Annotated in this window: 14 protein-coding genes; 5 read left to right on the forward strand and 9 right to left on the reverse strand. The window is 69.5% G+C overall.

Going from position 1 to position 16028, the window contains the following annotated elements; translation table 11 throughout:
* Positions 1–16 precede the first annotated feature (16 nt).
* Positions 17–508 carry a DUF6328 family protein gene (locus ABD785_RS21870; RefSeq protein WP_344831292.1) on the reverse strand — a complete coding sequence of 164 codons (492 nt, stop codon included), beginning with the start codon at positions 506–508 and terminating at the stop codon, positions 17–19.
* 130 nt (positions 509–638) lie between these two features.
* Between ABD785_RS21870 and ABD785_RS21875 the strand changes: the two genes are divergently transcribed.
* The gene (locus ABD785_RS21875; protein ID WP_344831294.1) at positions 639–1076 is read left to right on the forward strand and encodes a PPOX class F420-dependent oxidoreductase; all 438 of its coding nucleotides are present in this window, start codon (positions 639–641) and stop codon (positions 1074–1076) included.
* Here the strand turns inward: ABD785_RS21875 and ABD785_RS21880 are convergent.
* Positions 1055–3301 (reverse strand): DUF7927 domain-containing protein, encoded by a 2247-nt coding sequence (locus tag ABD785_RS21880; protein WP_344831296.1) that lies wholly within the window; start codon positions 3299–3301, stop codon positions 1055–1057. The genes ABD785_RS21875 and ABD785_RS21880 overlap by 22 nt on opposite strands.
* Positions 3302–3455: 154 nt before the next feature.
* Here ABD785_RS21880 and ABD785_RS21885 point away from each other — a divergent pair, with 154 nt between their 5' ends.
* Positions 3456–4610, forward strand: a complete 1155-nt coding sequence (locus ABD785_RS21885) for an MFS transporter (RefSeq protein ID WP_344831297.1) — start codon at positions 3456–3458, stop codon at positions 4608–4610.
* A gap of 27 nt (positions 4611–4637) precedes the next feature.
* Here the strand turns inward: ABD785_RS21885 and ABD785_RS21890 are convergent, their stop codons facing one another.
* Positions 4638–5666: a hypothetical protein gene (locus ABD785_RS21890; RefSeq protein ID WP_344831299.1), complete on the reverse strand. Its 1029-nt coding sequence runs from the start codon at positions 5664–5666 to the stop codon at positions 4638–4640.
* Positions 5667–5812: 146 nt separating this feature from the next.
* On the opposite strand from ABD785_RS21890, the gene ABD785_RS21895 reads away from it, so the two are divergent.
* Entirely contained in the window at positions 5813–6289 is a 477-nt protein-coding gene (locus tag ABD785_RS21895) for a MarR family winged helix-turn-helix transcriptional regulator (protein ID WP_344831302.1), read from the forward strand.
* A 60-nt stretch (positions 6290–6349) separates the two neighbouring features.
* Positions 6350–7831, forward strand: a complete 1482-nt coding sequence (locus tag ABD785_RS21900) for an MFS transporter (protein ID WP_344831304.1) — start codon at positions 6350–6352, stop codon at positions 7829–7831.
* Positions 7832–8103: 272 nt separating this feature from the next.
* On the opposite strand, the gene ABD785_RS21905 is transcribed toward ABD785_RS21900, so the two are convergent.
* Positions 8104–8820: an SDR family NAD(P)-dependent oxidoreductase gene (locus ABD785_RS21905; RefSeq protein WP_344831306.1), complete on the reverse strand. Its 717-nt coding sequence runs from the start codon at positions 8818–8820 to the stop codon at positions 8104–8106.
* The gene (locus ABD785_RS21910) at positions 8817–9929 is read right to left on the reverse strand and encodes an RHO alpha subunit C-terminal catalytic domain-containing protein (protein WP_344831308.1); all 1113 of its coding nucleotides are present in this window, start codon (positions 9927–9929) and stop codon (positions 8817–8819) included. Before ABD785_RS21910 ends, ABD785_RS21905 begins: the two co-directional genes overlap by 4 nt.
* Positions 9930–10064: 135 nt before the next feature.
* Here ABD785_RS21910 and ABD785_RS21915 point away from each other — a divergent pair, with 135 nt between their 5' ends.
* Positions 10065–10739: a TetR/AcrR family transcriptional regulator gene (locus ABD785_RS21915; RefSeq protein ID WP_344831311.1), complete on the forward strand. Its 675-nt coding sequence runs from the start codon at positions 10065–10067 to the stop codon at positions 10737–10739.
* On the opposite strand, the gene ABD785_RS21920 is transcribed toward ABD785_RS21915, so the two are convergent.
* From ABD785_RS21920 to ABD785_RS21935, 4 genes are read right to left on the reverse strand one after another with little or no spacing between them, the layout of a single operon-like run.
* Positions 10712–12178, reverse strand: coding sequence for a glycoside hydrolase family 43 protein (locus tag ABD785_RS21920; protein ID WP_344831313.1), 1467 nt, complete (start codon positions 12176–12178; stop codon positions 10712–10714). The genes ABD785_RS21915 and ABD785_RS21920 overlap by 28 nt on opposite strands.
* On the reverse strand, positions 12175–13833 hold the full coding sequence (araB, locus tag ABD785_RS21925) for a ribulokinase (protein ID WP_344831315.1): 1659 nt from the start codon (positions 13831–13833) through the stop codon (positions 12175–12177). The genes ABD785_RS21920 and araB overlap by 4 nt, the downstream gene beginning before the upstream one ends.
* Positions 13834–13844: 11 nt before the next feature.
* Positions 13845–15341, reverse strand: coding sequence for an L-arabinose isomerase (araA, locus tag ABD785_RS21930; protein ID WP_344831317.1), 1497 nt, complete (start codon positions 15339–15341; stop codon positions 13845–13847).
* 26 nt (positions 15342–15367) lie between these two features.
* Positions 15368–16018 (reverse strand): L-ribulose-5-phosphate 4-epimerase, encoded by a 651-nt coding sequence (locus ABD785_RS21935; RefSeq protein ID WP_344831319.1) that lies wholly within the window; start codon positions 16016–16018, stop codon positions 15368–15370.
* Between the last annotated feature and the right edge of the window lie 10 nt (positions 16019–16028).

A 16028-nucleotide genomic window follows, 5' to 3' on the forward strand; every position in this document is an offset into this window, starting at 1 on the left:
TCGCGCAGGACGTTCGTCAGTGTTCGTCGGGCCCGTTGGAGCGGTGGATCAGCGGCTCGACGAACCAGAGCCAGGTGGCCAGCAGGACGCTGCCGATCGCGGTGATGACGGGCAGGAGACCGTCGAAGAGGTAGTCCACGACCAGCCAGGTGGCGGAGGTCATGGAGACCGCCAGGGCGAAGGCACCGATCAGCCCGTAGAGGTTGGCCCTCTTGACCAGGGACTCCTTCAGTCCCTGGCGGAAGAGGATGCGGTGCTGGGCCACGGGGGCGATGAAGAACATCGAGGCGATCGCCGCGGACACCAGTGCGACGTAGTACATGTTCCGGTCGCTGTCGGGGACCCTGGCGAACCCCGGCGAGAACGGCACGGTCAGCAGGAAGGCGAACAGGACCTGCACGCCGGTGACCGCGACGCGGATCCCCTGCAGGAACTCCACGAAGTTACGGTCGGCCCGTTCGGCCGGACTCTCCTTGTCGGCGGGTGCGGGGTGGGAATCGGTCGACAAGGGGTCGCTCCTCGAGTGATGCGAGCTTGCGGGGCCCATCCCGAATGCCCAGATATTGGCGGATTATTCATCTACATGTCCCCGCGGACGGGCTTGACTTCAAGCAATGTTCAAGTCTCAGACTGACACCATGATCTTCACCGCTGGAGAGCGCGCCTACCTCGCCGACCATGGGCTCGGCCGTCTCGCGACCCTGGCCCCCGATGGGTCTCCCCACCTTCAACCCGTCGCGGTCTGGTTCGACCCCGCGACCGAGACCGTGCGGATCGGCGGCCCGGAGCTGACCAGGAGCCGCAAGTACAGGAACGTGCTGGCCGACCCCCGGGTCTCCCTCGTCATCGACGACCAGTCCCCGACGCCCAACGCGCTCGGCCAGACGGGCCGCGGAATCGAGCTGCGCGGCATCGCCGAGATCGTTCTCCTGGACCCGCCGCTGCACCCGGCCTTCGACCGGGAGACCCTGCACCTTCGTCCGCGCCGCGTCATCGCCTGGAACCTCGAACCGATCACCGGCCCTTCCTCCGGCACCGGCTCCCACCTGTCGGGCTACCACTCCCGCGACGTCTGACCACCGTCGGAGAGCATGGCGCCCTCACCCCAGGGCCCTGGCCGGCATCGTGCGGCCGTGGAACGGCAGTCCCGCCGCGGAAGGATCCGAACGGGACGTCCGCAGCCGGGATCGTGACCGCCGGGGCGGCAGTTGGAGGTGGCCGGTCCGGTGACCTTGTTGCGCAGGATCCGGTCGCCGCCCCGGCGGTCCAGGCGCAGGGAGTAGGTGATGGTGACGCTCTCACGGGGCGGCACGGTTCCGGACCAGGTCAGGGTGGGCTTCCGGTAGCCGACGGTGCCGGAGGAGGCGTGGAGGTCGCCGCGGTAGCGGCCGTCGTCGAGGACTCCGGTCAGGTCGTCGGTGACCTTGGCGCTGGATCGGGTGGGACCGGGGTTGGTGATCTTCAGGGTGTAACGCGCGCTTCCGCCGAAGCGGGGGTGGGCGGGCGTCAGGCCTTTGGCGATCTTCAACGGGGCGTCGGCCTGGATGGTCTCGACGGGCAGGCCCCGTCCGTGCCCCACGGGTACCTGGCCGCCGGTGAGCTGGTCGTGGGTGACGACGGCGTCGTAGGAGTAGCAGCCGGCCTCGCGGAGCCGGGTCGGCGGGGTGGTGATCGTGGTGCCGGTGGTGAGGGTGGCGGTGGGGAACCGCGCCGCGACCGGCAGCCCGGTGGCCGTCCAGTCGACATCGGCGCAGCGGCCGTCGCCGTCGGGTGCGACGGGCCCGTACAGCGTCGAGACGATCCTCATGGTGCGGCCGGGGATCAGGCCCTTCACCGTCACGCTGTCGGTGACGGCCTCTCCGGCGGTGACCACCCGGCGAGAAGCCCTGGTGGTGACGGTGAAGGGCGGCGGAACGGGCTGGGGCACCACCCGGAGCGTCTCGGCGGCGGTTCCCGGCGGAATCGTGACGGGGTCCGCGGAGGGGACGGCGAGGACGGTGCCGTAGGAGTAGCAGCCGATCCGGTCGAGGAGCACGGGCTCGGTGGTGACATCGCTGTCGCCCGATACCCCGACGGGATCGAACGCACGGGTGACGGGCAGCGCCGGCACATCAGCCCAGTCCGCTCCGGCGCAGCCTGCGCCGCCCGGTGCCACGGGACCGTACAGGGTGCTCGTGAGCGTCCCGGGGCCGGTCAGCCCCGCGATGCGGACCGTGTCGGACGTGGTGTGCCCGGCCTCGATCAGGGGTGCGGCCACCTGGCTGGTCATGCGGGGCGGGTCGAGCGGGTCGATCGACACCCGCTTGGCTGCCTTGCCGGTCAGGGTGATCGGCTCGGTGAGCGCCATCGACTGCACGCGCGCCGCCGGGTCGCCGACCATGAGGGTGCCGAGACCGGCGACGACCGGGCCGCTCACCTGGAGGGAGACCTGCCGCGCGGTGGCCGACCGCAGCCAGACCTGGCCGCCCGCGGGCAGGGCCGAGCCACTGGCGAACGGGACGGTGCCCGCGGCGTCGGTGAAGGCGTCCGCCCCCTCGACGGTCAGGGTCACCGGCCCGGAGGCGTTTCCGCCGATCGTGTACGGGCCGACGAGGTCGCCCGTCCGCCCGCCGTTGGGACCGGTGATCTCCGGGGTCGGGTCGGCGGGCGCCGGGAGCGGCCCTGCGGCCAGGACCTGGTCGACGATGGACTTGACCGCGGCGTACAGGGCGGGGGTCTGGTAGTCCGGCGGCATCACGATGCCGTCGGTGAAGTAGTGGACGGCCATCGCGACCGTCCCCGACCGCTGGGCGTTGATCAACTTGGCGGTCGTGCCGGGGACCTCGGGAGCCGGCTGCGCGGGCCAGTAGTCCCGCAGGATGCGCTGCACGTATCCGGCGTTGCGGACCGTGCCGTCCCCGGGCTCGGGATCGTAGCCGGTCCCTGAGAGCTGGCCCGCCGCCCACTGCAGGCAGTATCCCGACCCGATGACCACCGCCGACGGATCGGTCCTCGGGTTCTTGTCGTAGAAGTTGTAGCGGCAGGAGTTCGTTCCGCTCGTCATCGTGTATCCGCCGGTGTCGTAGCCGAACGACGGGTAGCCCGAGAGCACGTCGTACCCGTCCGGCACCACGTTCGGCTTCGGCTGGCCCGCCCGCACACCGACCTCGATGCACCCGTTCGTCCCGTACTGGAACGCCGCGAACGGAGCACTGGGCTCCGCCGCCGCGGGAAGCGCCACCGACCCCGGCAGCAGGATCAGGACCGCCGAACCGGCGACGGCCGCCAGCCGTCCCCGCCCGCGAAGGAGTTCTCTGCCCACCGACCTCATGATCAACAGATCGTAAGGCAAGGTCACCCCCGGTGAAGGCGGCGAACCGCTGTGCGTGTCGTCCGGGCCGGTTGAGACACCTCGAGCGTCCACCCCCTTCATTTACGCCTTGAAGAAAGTATCGCGACCGAAATAAGGTTGCGTAATGCATCACATCGGGCGGGCTCGGCTGGCAGTGGCGGCGATCTTCACGGTTCACGGGGCGGCGGCGGGGACCTTCGCCACCCGCATTCCATGGATCAAGGACCATGTCCATGCCAGCGCGGGCGGGCTCGGGCTGGCCCTGCTCGCCCCGGCGATGGGATCGATCCTGGCGATGCCCATGGTCGGACGGCTGATCCACCGGATCGGCGGCCGGACCGCCACCCGGGTGTTCGCCGCCCTGTTCTGCCTCGTACTCGCGCTGGTCCCGTTCGCTCCGAACCTGCTGACCCTCTGGTTCTGCCTGCTGCTGTTCGGCGCGACGGCCGGAAGCTGCGACGTCGCCATGAACGCCCAGGGCGTCGAGGTCGAGCAGGCGCTCGGCCGTTCGATCATGTCGGGCCTGCACGGCATGTGGAGCGTGGGCGGGCTCCTCGGCGCCGCCGCGGGCACCCTCGCGGCCCACGCGGACCTCGACGCCCGGATCCATCTGCCGATCGCCGCAGCGGTGCTGGTCGCCGCCGGATACGTGATCGGGTTCTGGCTGCCGGAGTCGCGGGCGGCCGAGGACGTGGAGGAGCCGCCGCACTTCGCGCTGCCCGGCAAGGCCGTGCTGGGCATCGGCTTCGTCAGCTTCTGCGCGGTCTTCGCCGAGGGTGCCGCGGCCGACTGGTGCGCGGTCTACCTGAAGGACGTCGCGCACGCGGGTGCGGGCGTGTCCGCCTCGGCCTACACTGCGTTCGCCCTGATGATGGCCGCCAGCAGGCTGGCCGGCGACGCCGTCGTCTCCAGGCTCGGCGCGGTCAGGACGGTCCGCATCGGCGGCTTCCTCTCCATCGTCGGCGGCGTCCTGGTCGTCCTCGCCCGCACACCGTTGCCGGCGATCATCGGTTTCGGCCTCATCGGCCTGGGCATCGCCGTGGTCGTCCCCCTGGCCTTCGCCGCCGCGGGCAAGGCGGCGGCCAACGCGGGCCAGGGCGTCGCGGGAGTCGCGACCATCACCTACTCCTGCCTCCTCGTCGCCCCCGCGATCATCGGCGGCCTCGCCTCCATCACCTCCCTCTCCCTCTCCTTCGTGATCGTCACCGTCATGACCGTCCTCATGACCGCCACCGCGGGCAAGCTCCGCGTGGCCGACGCCAAGCCGATCCCCGCCTGAAACAGGTACCTGACGGTCCGGCATGACTCAGAGGAAGCGGAGGGCGCGGGTGCCGGTGCTGCGGACGGCGCTCACAGCGATCTTCGGGACGGCGCTGGGGGCCATGCGGAAGGTGACCTTGACCGCGACGCCCTTGGCGGCGTCGCTGTAGCGGTTCTCGGCGATCACTTCGCCGATCCTGCGGGCGGCCACGGTCCTGGCGTCGGAGGGGAGCGGCTCCACCGGCCGGCCGCCGAGGAGGCCGTCGACCGCGCGGCCCCAGGCGAGACGGACCGAGTCTCTGGCGGTGTCCTTCATCCGTTCGCGCAGGACCGCGCGGGCCGTGTCCTCGACCATGGCCCCCAGGGCCGTGCCGAGGTCGGTCTTCGCGGCGCGGGCGGCCAGGGTGAGGACGCCTCTGCCCGCGGCGTCGGGGAGCCCGCTCCGCTGGACCAGCCCGGCGATCCCGGACGTCATCGCGCCTGCCCGGCGGACCGGGGGGCTTGCGGCCAGGCCGAAGCGGGAGAGCCGGGCGGCGGAGGCTGCGGCCATGTCGCGGGCGGCCTGCCGGGCGGCCCGCTCGCCGATCTCGACGGCCAGCTCGGGGCCGACCTCGAGCACCACGTCCATCACGACGTCGGCGACCACGTCGACGACCGAGTCGAGGGCGACGTTGGTGGCCGCCTGGGCCAGCGAGGTCCGCACCGCGCGCTCGGTCAGCCCCACCCAGGTGGAGGTCGTCGCGCGGGCCAGCGGGTTGCGCATGGCGAAACGGCGTGCGGCCCGTGACAGCGGATGGCCTGCGGCCTGACCCGCGACGTCCCAGACCGTGGTGGTGACGCCGAGCGCGGTCGAGGTGACCACGTTGGCCTCGGCGGCGGCCACGATGTCGGCGACCGCCCGCTCGGCCAGCGAGGTCGCGACCCGCTGGGCGGCGTACTGCGCGGCCTGTTCCACCTGGCCCTTCACCACGGGCAGCTCCAGGGCCCATTCCAGGCCCGCCCTCGCGACCTCGACCACCGAGTCCCTGGCCAGGCCCCGGACCGGTTCGGCGATGGCCAGACCGAGGTCGACCATTTCGGCCACCTCGTCACGTACCCCGGACGTGTCCACCACCTCACGGTAGCCACTGAGCGGGCCATGGTCATAGAGTCCAGGACGAGGGAACGGAATAGTCCTGTAGCGGGATTATCTATCTGCGGACCTTTTGATAGCCTCTGGGCATGACGAGTGTCCAGTCGCCGGTGACCGATCTGACCTTCCTGCTCGGCCACGCCGCCCATGTGCTCAACACCGAGCTCACCGCGGCGATGGAATCCCTCGGCGTCATGCCGCGCGGGTTCTGCGTCCTGTCCACCGCGATGGACTCCGAACTCACCCAGATCCAGCTCGCCGAACGCTGCGACCTCGACAAGACGACCATGGTCGTCACCCTGGACGACCTGGAGCGCCAGGGTCTCGCCGAGCGCCACCCCTCGCCCACCGACCGCCGGGCCAGGATCGTCAAGATCACCGACGCGGGCCGCGACAAGGTCGAGCAGGGCAAGCAGATCGTCGCAGGCATCCACGAGGACGTCCTCGGCACCCTCCCGGCCGGAGAGCGCGAGGCGTTCCTCTCGGCGCTGCACCGGCTCTCGGAGAACCGCCTGGCCACCACCGCCGCCTGCGACCGGACGGTACGCCGCCGCAACGCGAAGTAGACCCACAGTTCATCTAGAAGTAGATCGTCCAGATCTAGACAATCTGGTATGGTCCTTCTCATGACGGATCCCTTCAAGCACGCCCCCCAGGCTTCCGCTCCGGAGACCTCGGACCGGAATCGCTGGCTGGCCCTGCTCGTCCTGTGCACGGGCATGCTGATGATCGTGCTCGACGCGACCATCGTGAACGTGGCACTTCCCGCCATCCAGACCGACCTCGACTTCAGCCAGGCCGGCCTCGCCTGGGTCGTCAACGCCTACCTGATCGCCTTCGGCGGACTGCTCCTGCTGGCCGGACGCATGGGCGACCTCGTCGGCGGCAAGCGCGTCTTCCTGACGGGCCTGACGGTCTTCACGATCGCCTCCCTCCTCTGCGGGCTCGCCACGGAGCAGTGGATGCTGATCGGCGCGCGGTTCCTGCAGGGTGCGGGCGGCGCGCTGACCTCGGCGGTCAGCCTAGGAATGATCTTCACGATGTTCACCGAGCCGGGCGAGCGCGCCCGCGCCCTGGGCATCTTCAGCTTCGTCGCCTCGGGCGGCGCCTCCATCGGCGTCTTCGCCGGCGGGGTGCTCACCGAGACCCTGAGCTGGCACTGGATCTTCTTCGTGAACATCCCGATCGGGATCGCGATCGTGATCCCGGCGCTGCGGGTGCTCAATCCCTCGCGGGGGCTGGGGTTGCGCACCGGTGCCGACATCCCGGGCGCGATCCTGGTCACGGCCGCACTGATGCTGGGCGTCTACACGATCGTCAAGGCCGCCGACAACGGCTGGGGCTCCACCCGCACGCTGAGCCTCGGCGCACTGTCGATCATCCTGCTCGGCCTGTTCATCACCCGCCAGGCGATGGCCCGCACCCCGCTCCTCCCCCTGCGGCTGTTCCGCTCCAGGGTCCTGTCCGCCGCGAACCTGACGATGTTCTTCATGGTGGCACCGATGTTCGGGTTCCAGTTCTTCGTGGCCCTGTACCTGCAGAACGTTCTGGGGTTCAGCGAGTTCGAGACCGGGGCGGGCTTCCTTCCGATCACCGTCATGATCGGTGCCTTCTCGCTGTCGTTCGCCGGGAGGCTGGCGGCCAGGTTCGGCGCCTACCCGGTGATCGTCGCCGGTCTGGTCATGGTCGTGGTCGGCAACCTGCTGTTCGTGCGCATCCCGGTCGGCGGCTCGTTCGTCGTCGACGTCCTGCCCTCAATGATCATCATGGGCGCGGGGCTCGGCGTGGTCTTCCCCAACATCGCCGGCCTGGCCATGGCCAGCGCGCGTCCAGAGGACTCCGGAGCGGCCTCGGGCCTGCTCAACACCGTCCAGCAGGTCGGCGGAGCACTCGGCCTCGCCTCACTCGCCTCCCTGGCCGCCACCCACACCACCGACCTCACCGAAAAGGGCCGCGGTACCGGTGAAGCCCTCGTCGGCGGTTTCCACCTCGCCTTCGCGATCTCCACAGGCCTCGCCGCGACGGGCCTGCTCGTCGCCCTGCTGGCCCTGCGCGGCACCAGCACCACCGAGCCCGCGACCGAAGAGCAGAAAGTCCTGGTCCACTAGGGCTTGTGTGTAGTTCAGACTCAGCCTGACGCACTCAGTTCCGCATGGTCTCCCGCGACCAGATCCCCAGCTTCTCCGCGACCGCGCCCATAGCAGCAGACTCGGTCTCGTAGTTCGAACGGACCTCGGCGACCATGCGGACCGCTCGCTGCCGCAACTCGGATGGCCGGGGCGCTTCAGTCGAGATCGTCTGCAGGGCACCGTGGTCAAGGGCTGGAATCCGCACCACGGCTGGCAAGCGCTTGGACCACGCATCCTCACGAGGCTTCGGCTCAGGTGCTGCGGCCGCCGTTGACGCCGATGATCTGGCCGGTGATGTAGCCGGCGTCCTCGGACGCAAGGAAGGAGCAGGTGGCGGCAATGTCCTCGGGGCGCCCGGCTCTGCGGACCGGGGTTTCCTGGATGTGGTCGCCGATCGTTCTGCCGAGCAGCCCGCGGGACTCCGAACGGCGCAGCATGGGAGTGTCGATGAAACCTGGTGGGACGGCGTTCACCGTGATCCCGGCGGGTCCGTATTCAAGGGCGAGGGATTTCGTGAGGCCGTTGACCGCGGATTTGGCCGCCACGTAGTGGCTCATGTAGGGCTGGCCGGAGTGGGTGCTGGAGGAGGAGATATTGATGATCCGGCCCCACCCCTCGCCGATCATGTCGGGAAGGACCGCCTGGACGCAGTGGAAGACACTGTTGAGGTTGACATCGATCACCCTGTTCCAGGTGTCGAAGGAGAGGTTGGTGAAGCGTTTGTAGCCTTCCTGGCCCGCGGAGTTCACCAGGATCGTCACGGGGCCGAAGGCCCAGCGGACCTCGGTGAGGGCATGGTCGACCTGGTCGCGGTCGGTGACGTCCACGGTGTAGCCGTCCGGGAAACCTGAGGGGTCGAGGTCGAAGACGGCGACGCGATGCCCGTCGACGGCGAGACGGTCGGCGATGGCGAGGCCGATTCCCGAGCCGCCGCCGGTGACGACGGCGGTGCGTTTGTGGCCGGTCATACCCGTGCCTCGAAGGCGGCGACGTGGTCGCCGGCGGACTTGTGGAGGTGGCGGATGAGGATTTCCTGGTCGTTCAGCGGGAAGCGGGTGACGGCGCGGGTCTCGAGCATCTTCTGGGTGGCTTCCAGGGTGTTGCAGTCCTGGAGCCCGAACTCCTTGAAGGTCACCGCGGCGAGCTCCTGACGGATCCGGTCACGGGCGCTTCTGGCCGGTGCGAAGTAGAGGGTGCCCTCGAAGATGTGCTGGTCGTAGGCCGTCGGCCAGTAGTGATAGGTGAGGTACCAGCCGGGGGCCCAGACCACGAGCATGAAGTTGGGGAAGAAGACGTAGGAATCCAGACCCCAGGAACGGTGGCGGGCGGGGTTGAGTCCGGGCGGCAGCGGGTCGAGGCCGGGGATGTCAGGACGGTCCCAAGGACCGAAGTTCCCGCTGCGCAGGGCGCGTTCGATCGGCTTGACCATCGAGAGGTCCTTGGGCGGGGCCATTCCGCCCCAGGCGGACTGCATGGAGTGCGGGCCGTCGAGGTCGTAGTGGAGCGACTCGTACCCGAAGCCCTGCAACTTTTTCGACTCTCCGCCCACGTACTGCTTCGCGTGCAGGATCGGCGCGTGGTAGAACTCGGCGAACGCGTCGATGTACAGCTTCCAGTTGCTGCCGACCTCGGCCCGGTACTGGTACACCTCGGTCAGCCGGTCGAACGGGTAGCCCTCCAGGCCGTGGGCGAACCGGCCGAGGTAGTCGCGCAACGGCGTCGGATCGTCGTCGCTGAAATTGACGAAGACGAACCCCTCCCAGGTCTCGCACCGCACGTCGGTGACCGGACGCCTGATGCCGCGGCTGCCGCCGGTGAAGGCCCGGATGTCTCCGTGGGCGTCCCGGTAGACGGTCACCTCGGCGCCCACGGCGTGGATGTGCTTGGCCAGACGGCCTTCCCCGGCGGTGAGCTGCTCGACGCGTCCGATGTTCAGCCAGGTCCGCCGGAAGATCGCTTCGCGTTCCCGCTCGTAGTGCTCCGGTGAGATGGAGTCCTCGAAGCTGACCGGATCCGTGCCGAGCTCGGGGAAGTGCTCGGTCCAGCTTCCCTCAGGAGGCTTCGGGAAGTGCGCCATCGTGTTTCCTCCACGCCGTCTCGGTTCCGTGCCCGGCGCCTTAAACGTACGGCTGCGTCTGATTTTCTGTCAATGGCTCATGCGTATTAGTGAGGGTCTTTGACGCGAAAGCCGACGTCTTCGTATGGTTACCTTGTGACTAGTGAACAGCGTTCCCGAGCGGGACGGCCGACGTCGGCTGAGGCGACGAAGATCGCTGAGCGGATCCGTCAGGCGGCCGTCGACACGTTCCTGGCGTGCGGATATGACGGGACGTCGATGGAGGCGGTCGCGCAGGCGGCGGGCGTCACCAAGAGCACGCTGTACGGCCGCTTCCCCGACAAGAGGACCCTGTTCCTCGCGGTGAGCGCGTGGGCGCTGACCAGGCAGGTCCGCGATGTGCGGGCGTTGGGCCCGTTGCCCGACGAACCCGCCGACGCCCTCCTCATCGTCGCCCGAGGGATTCTTGCCCGCTCGGTCGATCCCGACATCGTCCGGATCAACAGGATGGCGATCGCCGAGTCGGAACGCTTCCCCGAGTTCGCGGCGAGCACGCGCACGCTGGCCTGGTCGCCGCACCTCCAGACGATCGTCGACCTCCTGCGCCGGTACGAACAGGAAGCAACGATGGCCGTCCCGGATGTCGAGCTCACCGCTGAGCATTTCTTCGCCATGGTCGGCGCTCTCCCCGCCTGGCTGGCCGCCTATGGAATCCGCCGGACACCGGAGGAGGAAGAGCGGCACCTCCGGCACGCCGTCGCGCTGTTCCTCGACGGCGTGCTGGCAAGGACCGCTCGACCTGCTCAACCGGACAGCCGCTCAGCGGTGTAGGTGAAGTCGGCGAGGACGGCGTTCGCGCCCAGAGCCTCGACGCCGATCGTGCGGCCGGTGAAACCGCCGGCGACCTCAGTGGACAGGTAACGGCCGTCGACGGAGGCGATCGGATGGAAGGCTCCGTCGAGGAGGTGGCCGAGTTCGATCCGGTCGGGGCCTTCGCGGCTCATGAGGTCGTCGGTGGTCGGGACGGCTCGGATCCCCAGCGGATGGTCGGCGCCCACGGCCGTGACGGCTGCGAGGGTCTGGTCGAGCGGGCCGATGACCATGCGCGCTGACAGGACGTCGCCGCGTCGTTCGACGGCGGCCCAGTGGGCATCGTCGATACGGACGATGAGGGCCGCGTCGCCTTCCGGCACGGTCGCAGAGGCCTGCCAGCCGGTGTCGCGCGCCCGTACGGCCAGCAGGCGTTCGGCCGCGCGGGATTCCGGCGTTCGTCCGGCGAGCAGGACGGCACCTCCCTCAGGCGCGGGCTGGACGAATGTGCGGGGATCGGCGCCGGGTGAGATCCAGCGGGGGTGCAGGCGGCCGGTGGAGAAGTCGTCGGTGAAGGAGGTGTCCGCCGCCGGGACGGTGAAGGCGTCCTCCACGACCACCGGCCAGCAGTCCTGCCAGTCGATGCCGGTCAGGAACGTCTCGCGGCCGTTGACGTGCCAGTGCGGGTGCGTGCCGTGCGGACGGACGCCGAGGTGGACCATGGCCCAGCGGCCGTCGGCGAGCTCGACCATGTCGGCGTGGCCGGTGTTCTGCACCGGATGGTCGGTGCTGCGGTGGGACAGGATCGGATTGCCGGGATGTGCCTCGAACGGGCCGGTCGCGGAGCGGGAACGGGCGATGGAGACGCTGTGGCCGGGGCCGGTGCCTCCCTCGGCGATGAGGAGATACCACCAGCCGTCACGGGAGAAGACGTGCGGGCCTTCGGGGTGGGCGAGCCCGGTGCCGTTCCACATCTTCCGGGGAGCTGACAGCAGCCGTCCGCTGTAGGGGTCGATCTCGGCTTGCATGATGCCCAGCATCGACCATGTCAGGTGGCAGGTGCCGTCCTCGTCCCAGGTCAGATCGGGGTCGATGCCGATGGCGCCCTCGGTGTAGACCGGGTCGCTCCAGTCGCCGGCCGGGTCGTCGGCCCGCACGATGAGATGGCCTTTGCGGATGTCGTTGAAGTTGGAGGTGATCAGCCAGAAGTGTCCGTCGTGGTGGCGCAAGGTCGGAGCGAAGATCCCCGAGCTGGCCTGGGCCTGCCCTGGTGCGACGTTCAGCTGGGCCGGCCGGTCGAGGATGTTGCCGATCTGCTCCCACTCCGTCAGGTTCCGGCTGTGGAAGATCGGCACGCCGGGGAAGTACTCGAAGCTGGAGGTGGCGAGGTAGTAGTCGTCACCGACCCGGCAGATCGACGGATCGGGGAAGAACCCGGGGATGATCGGATCGTAGTTCATGCGTTTCCTTTCCGAGCCGCTCCGCCGTTCTTCAACGCGTGGAGCGCATGCATGATCGAACCGTCCGCGAACCGCTCCTTCAGGTCCACATACAGGCCGTACAGGGCGTCGTAGGTGCGAGCACGGTCCGGGTCGGGGGTGTAGACGGCGGTGGTCCGGCCGCCCATGGCCGAGGCGGCCGTGGTGATGTCCGGGTGGGCGCTGGCGGCGACGGCGGCGTGGATGGCCGAGCCCAGGGCGGGTCCCTGAGCGGAGTCGATCACCGACAGGGGGCGGTCGAGGATGTCGGCGTAGGTCTGCATGAGGAAGGTGTTCTTGGCCAGGCCTCCCGCGACGACGAACTCCTCCACCGGAACGCCCGCCTTCTCGAAGGTCTCCACGATGAGACGGGCTCCGAAGGCGGTGGCCTCGATGAGGGCCCGGTAGACGTCTTCTGGGCGGGTGGCGAGGGTCTGCCCGACGATGAGGCCGGACAGGTCGTGGTCGACGAGGGGCGACCGGTTGCCGTTGTGCCAGTCGAGGGCGACGAGGCCGTGTGCCCCGACCCGCTGGACCTCGGCGAGCGCGGTGAGGTGCTCGTGCATGGTCAGGCCCGCCTGCACCGCCGCGTTCTCATAGGCGGCGGGGACGGAGTTCTCGATGAACCAGGCGAAGATGTCGCCGACACCCGACTGGCCCGCCTCATAACCCCACAGGCCGGGCACGATGCCGTCCTTGACGGCCCCGCACATGCCCGGAACCTCGGAGAATCGGTCCGAGGGCATGATGTGGCAGGTCGAGGTGCCCATAATGGCGACCATCTGGCCGGGCCGGACGGCGTCGGCTGCAACGGCGGTGACGTGGGCGTCGACGTTGCCGACCGCGACCGCGATCCCTTCGGGCAGGCCGGTCCACCGGGAAGCCGATGCGCAGAGGCCTCCGGCGCGGCCGCCCAGCGGCGCGAGGTCGTGGCCGAGCTTGTCGGTGAAGTGGACGAAGCCCGGATTGAGGGTCGTCAGGAACTGCTCGGACGGGTAGGCGCCGTCCTGATGGATCGCCTTGTATCCCGCGGTGCAGACGTTGCGGGTCTCGACTCCGGTGAGCTGCCACACGATCCAGTCGGCGGCTTCGATCCACCGCTGGGCCCGCCGGTAGATCTCCGGATCTTCCTCCAGGAGCTGCAGGCCCTTGGCGAAGGCCCACTCAGCGGAGATCTTGCCTCCATACCTCGGCAGCCAGGGCTCGCACCCCTCGGCGGCCAGGGAGTTGATCCGGTCGGCCTGAGCTTGGGCGGCGTGGTGTTTCCACAGTTTGGGCCACGCGTGAGGCCGACGGGGAAACAGGTCGGACAGCGGTGTTCCCTCGGCGGTGGTGGGGAGGATCGTGCAGGCGGTGAAGTCCGTTCCGATCCCGATCACCTGGGAGGGATCGACGCCGGAGTCCGCCAGCGCCTGCGGCACAGCGATCTTGAGGACGTCGATCCAGTCCGAGGGGGCTTGAAGCGCCCAGTCGGGAGCGAGCGGGGTGCCGTCCGGCAGGGCATGGTCGATGACGCCGTGAGCGTAGGCGTGGACGGCGGCGCCGAGCTCGGCGCCGTCGCTCACCCGCACGACGACGGCCCGGCCGGACAGCGTCCCGAAGTCGACTCCGACGGTGTAGCGGTGGTCTTCGGTCATGGACATCCCCTTTACAAGCCCTGGGCGAGGCGGTGGTAGGCCTGGTTCCAGCGGAGCTCCTGCGTGAACCGCCGGGTCGTGGTCGCGGCGTCGATGACGAGCAGTTCGACGCCGACCATCTCGGCGAGGTCGTGGAGCGTGTCGGTGTCCAGGGCGCGGGTCAGCACGGTGTGGTGGGGACCGCCGGCGGTCAGCCACGCCTCGGCGGAGGTGCCGAGGTCGGGCCGCGGCCGCCATACGGCACGGGCGACCGGGAGCCTCGGCAGCGGTTCGAGGGGCGGGACGACGTCGACCTCGTTGGCGACCAGCCGGAACCGCTCCCCCATGTCGACGAGACCGATGACGACGGCTTCCCCGGGGTCGGCGTCGAAGACGAGCCGTACGGGGTCTTCTCTGCCGCCGATGCCGAGGGGATGGATCTCCAGGGTCGGCTTGCCCGCGGCGATGGTGGGGCAGACCTCCAGCATGTGGGCGCCGAGAATGACCTGCTGGCCGGGGGTGAGGTGGTAGGTGTAGTCCTCCATGAAGGACGTGCCGCCCGGCAGCCCGACGGCGGCGCTCTTGAGGGTGCGCAGCAGCGCCGAGGTCTTCCAGTCACCCTCGCCGCCGAAGCCGTAGCCGTCGGCCATCATCCGCTGGACCGCCAGGCCGGGCAGCTGACGCAGGCCGCCGAGGTCTTCGAAGTTCGTGGTGAACGCACCGAATCCGCCCTCGGCGAGGAAGGCCCGCAGGCCGAGCTCGATCCGGGCCCCGTAGCGGAGCGAGTCATGGCGTGTCCCGCCCGCGCGCAGCTCGGGGGCGACCTCGTAGAGGTCCTCATACTCCGCCACAAGCGCCGTGACATCGCTGTCGCCGACCTGCTCGACGACGTCGACGAGGTCGTTCACTCCGTAGGTGTTGACCGAGACGCCGAACCGGAGCTGGGCTTCGACCTTGTCGCCCTCGGTGACGGCGACGTCCCGCATGTTGTCGCCGAACCGGGCCAGCTTCAGGGTCCGCAGTTCGGCGCGGCCGATCGCGGCTCTGGCCCAGCCGGCGACGCGGGAGATGACCGACGGATCGGAGACATGCCCGGCGACGGTCTTGCGCGGTACGCCGAGGCGCGCCTGGATGTACCCGAACTCGCGGTCGCCGTGCGCGGCCTGGTTGAGGTTCATGAAGTCCATGTCGATGGAGGCCCACGGCAGGTCGACGTTCGCCTGCGTGTGCAGGTGCAGCAGCGGCTTGTCGAGGGCGTCCAGCCCGGCGATCCACATCTTCGCCGGGGAGAAGGTGTGCATCCAGGCGATCAGGCCGACGCACGCGTCGTCGGCGTTGGCCTCCAGGCACACCTTGCGGATCGCGGCGGCGTCGGTCAGCACCGGCAGCCAGCGCAGCCGCACCGGCAGGCCGCCGGCGAGGCGGTCGGCGATGGAGCGGGACTGGTCGGCGACCTGCTTCAAAGTGTCGGGCCCGTACAGTCCCTGGCTTCCCGTGACGAACCAGATCTCGCACTGATCCCGCGTCATCGTGTTCTCCTGCGGTGTGGTGTCGGTCATTGGCCGTAGGCGTTCTGGTAGCGGTCGTACAGGTGGTCGACGTCGCCGGCCGCCAGTGGCAGCGGCTCGCCGAGCTGGCGGGACAGATGGACGGTGCGGGCGACGTCCTCGCACATCACCGCGGCCTTGACCGCGGCGCGCGGGGAACCGCCGATGGTGAACACGCCGTGGTTGCGCATCAGGATGGCCGGGCTGCGGTGGCCCTCGAGAGTCTCGACGATGCCCTTGCCGATGTCCTCGCCGCCGATCATGGCGAACGGACCGACCGGGATCTCGCCGCCGAACTCGTCCGCCATGGCGGTGAGCACGCACGGGATCGCCTCGTTCCGGGCCGCCCACGCGGTGGCGTAGGTGGAATGGGTGTGGACCACTCCCCCGATGTCCGGCCGGTGCCGGTAGACGTAGGCGTGGGCGAACACGTCGCTGGACGGTTTGAGCGCAGAGTCCTCGACCGGACGTCCGTCCATGTCGCACAGCACCATGGACTCGGGGGTCAGCCGCTCGTAGGGGACGCCGCTCGGCTTGATCAGGAAGCGGTCATCTGCCACCCGTGCCGAGACGTTGCCGGCGGTCCAGGCCACCAGGGCGGTCTCGACGAGTGTCTGGTGCAGGGCGGTCAGCTCCGCGCGGAGCTCGGCCTCGTTCATAGCGTTGTTC

The organism is Actinocorallia longicatena (genome assembly GCF_039534125.1).
In the GTDB taxonomy this organism is placed as follows: domain Bacteria; phylum Actinomycetota; class Actinomycetes; order Streptosporangiales; family Streptosporangiaceae; genus Actinocorallia; species Actinocorallia longicatena.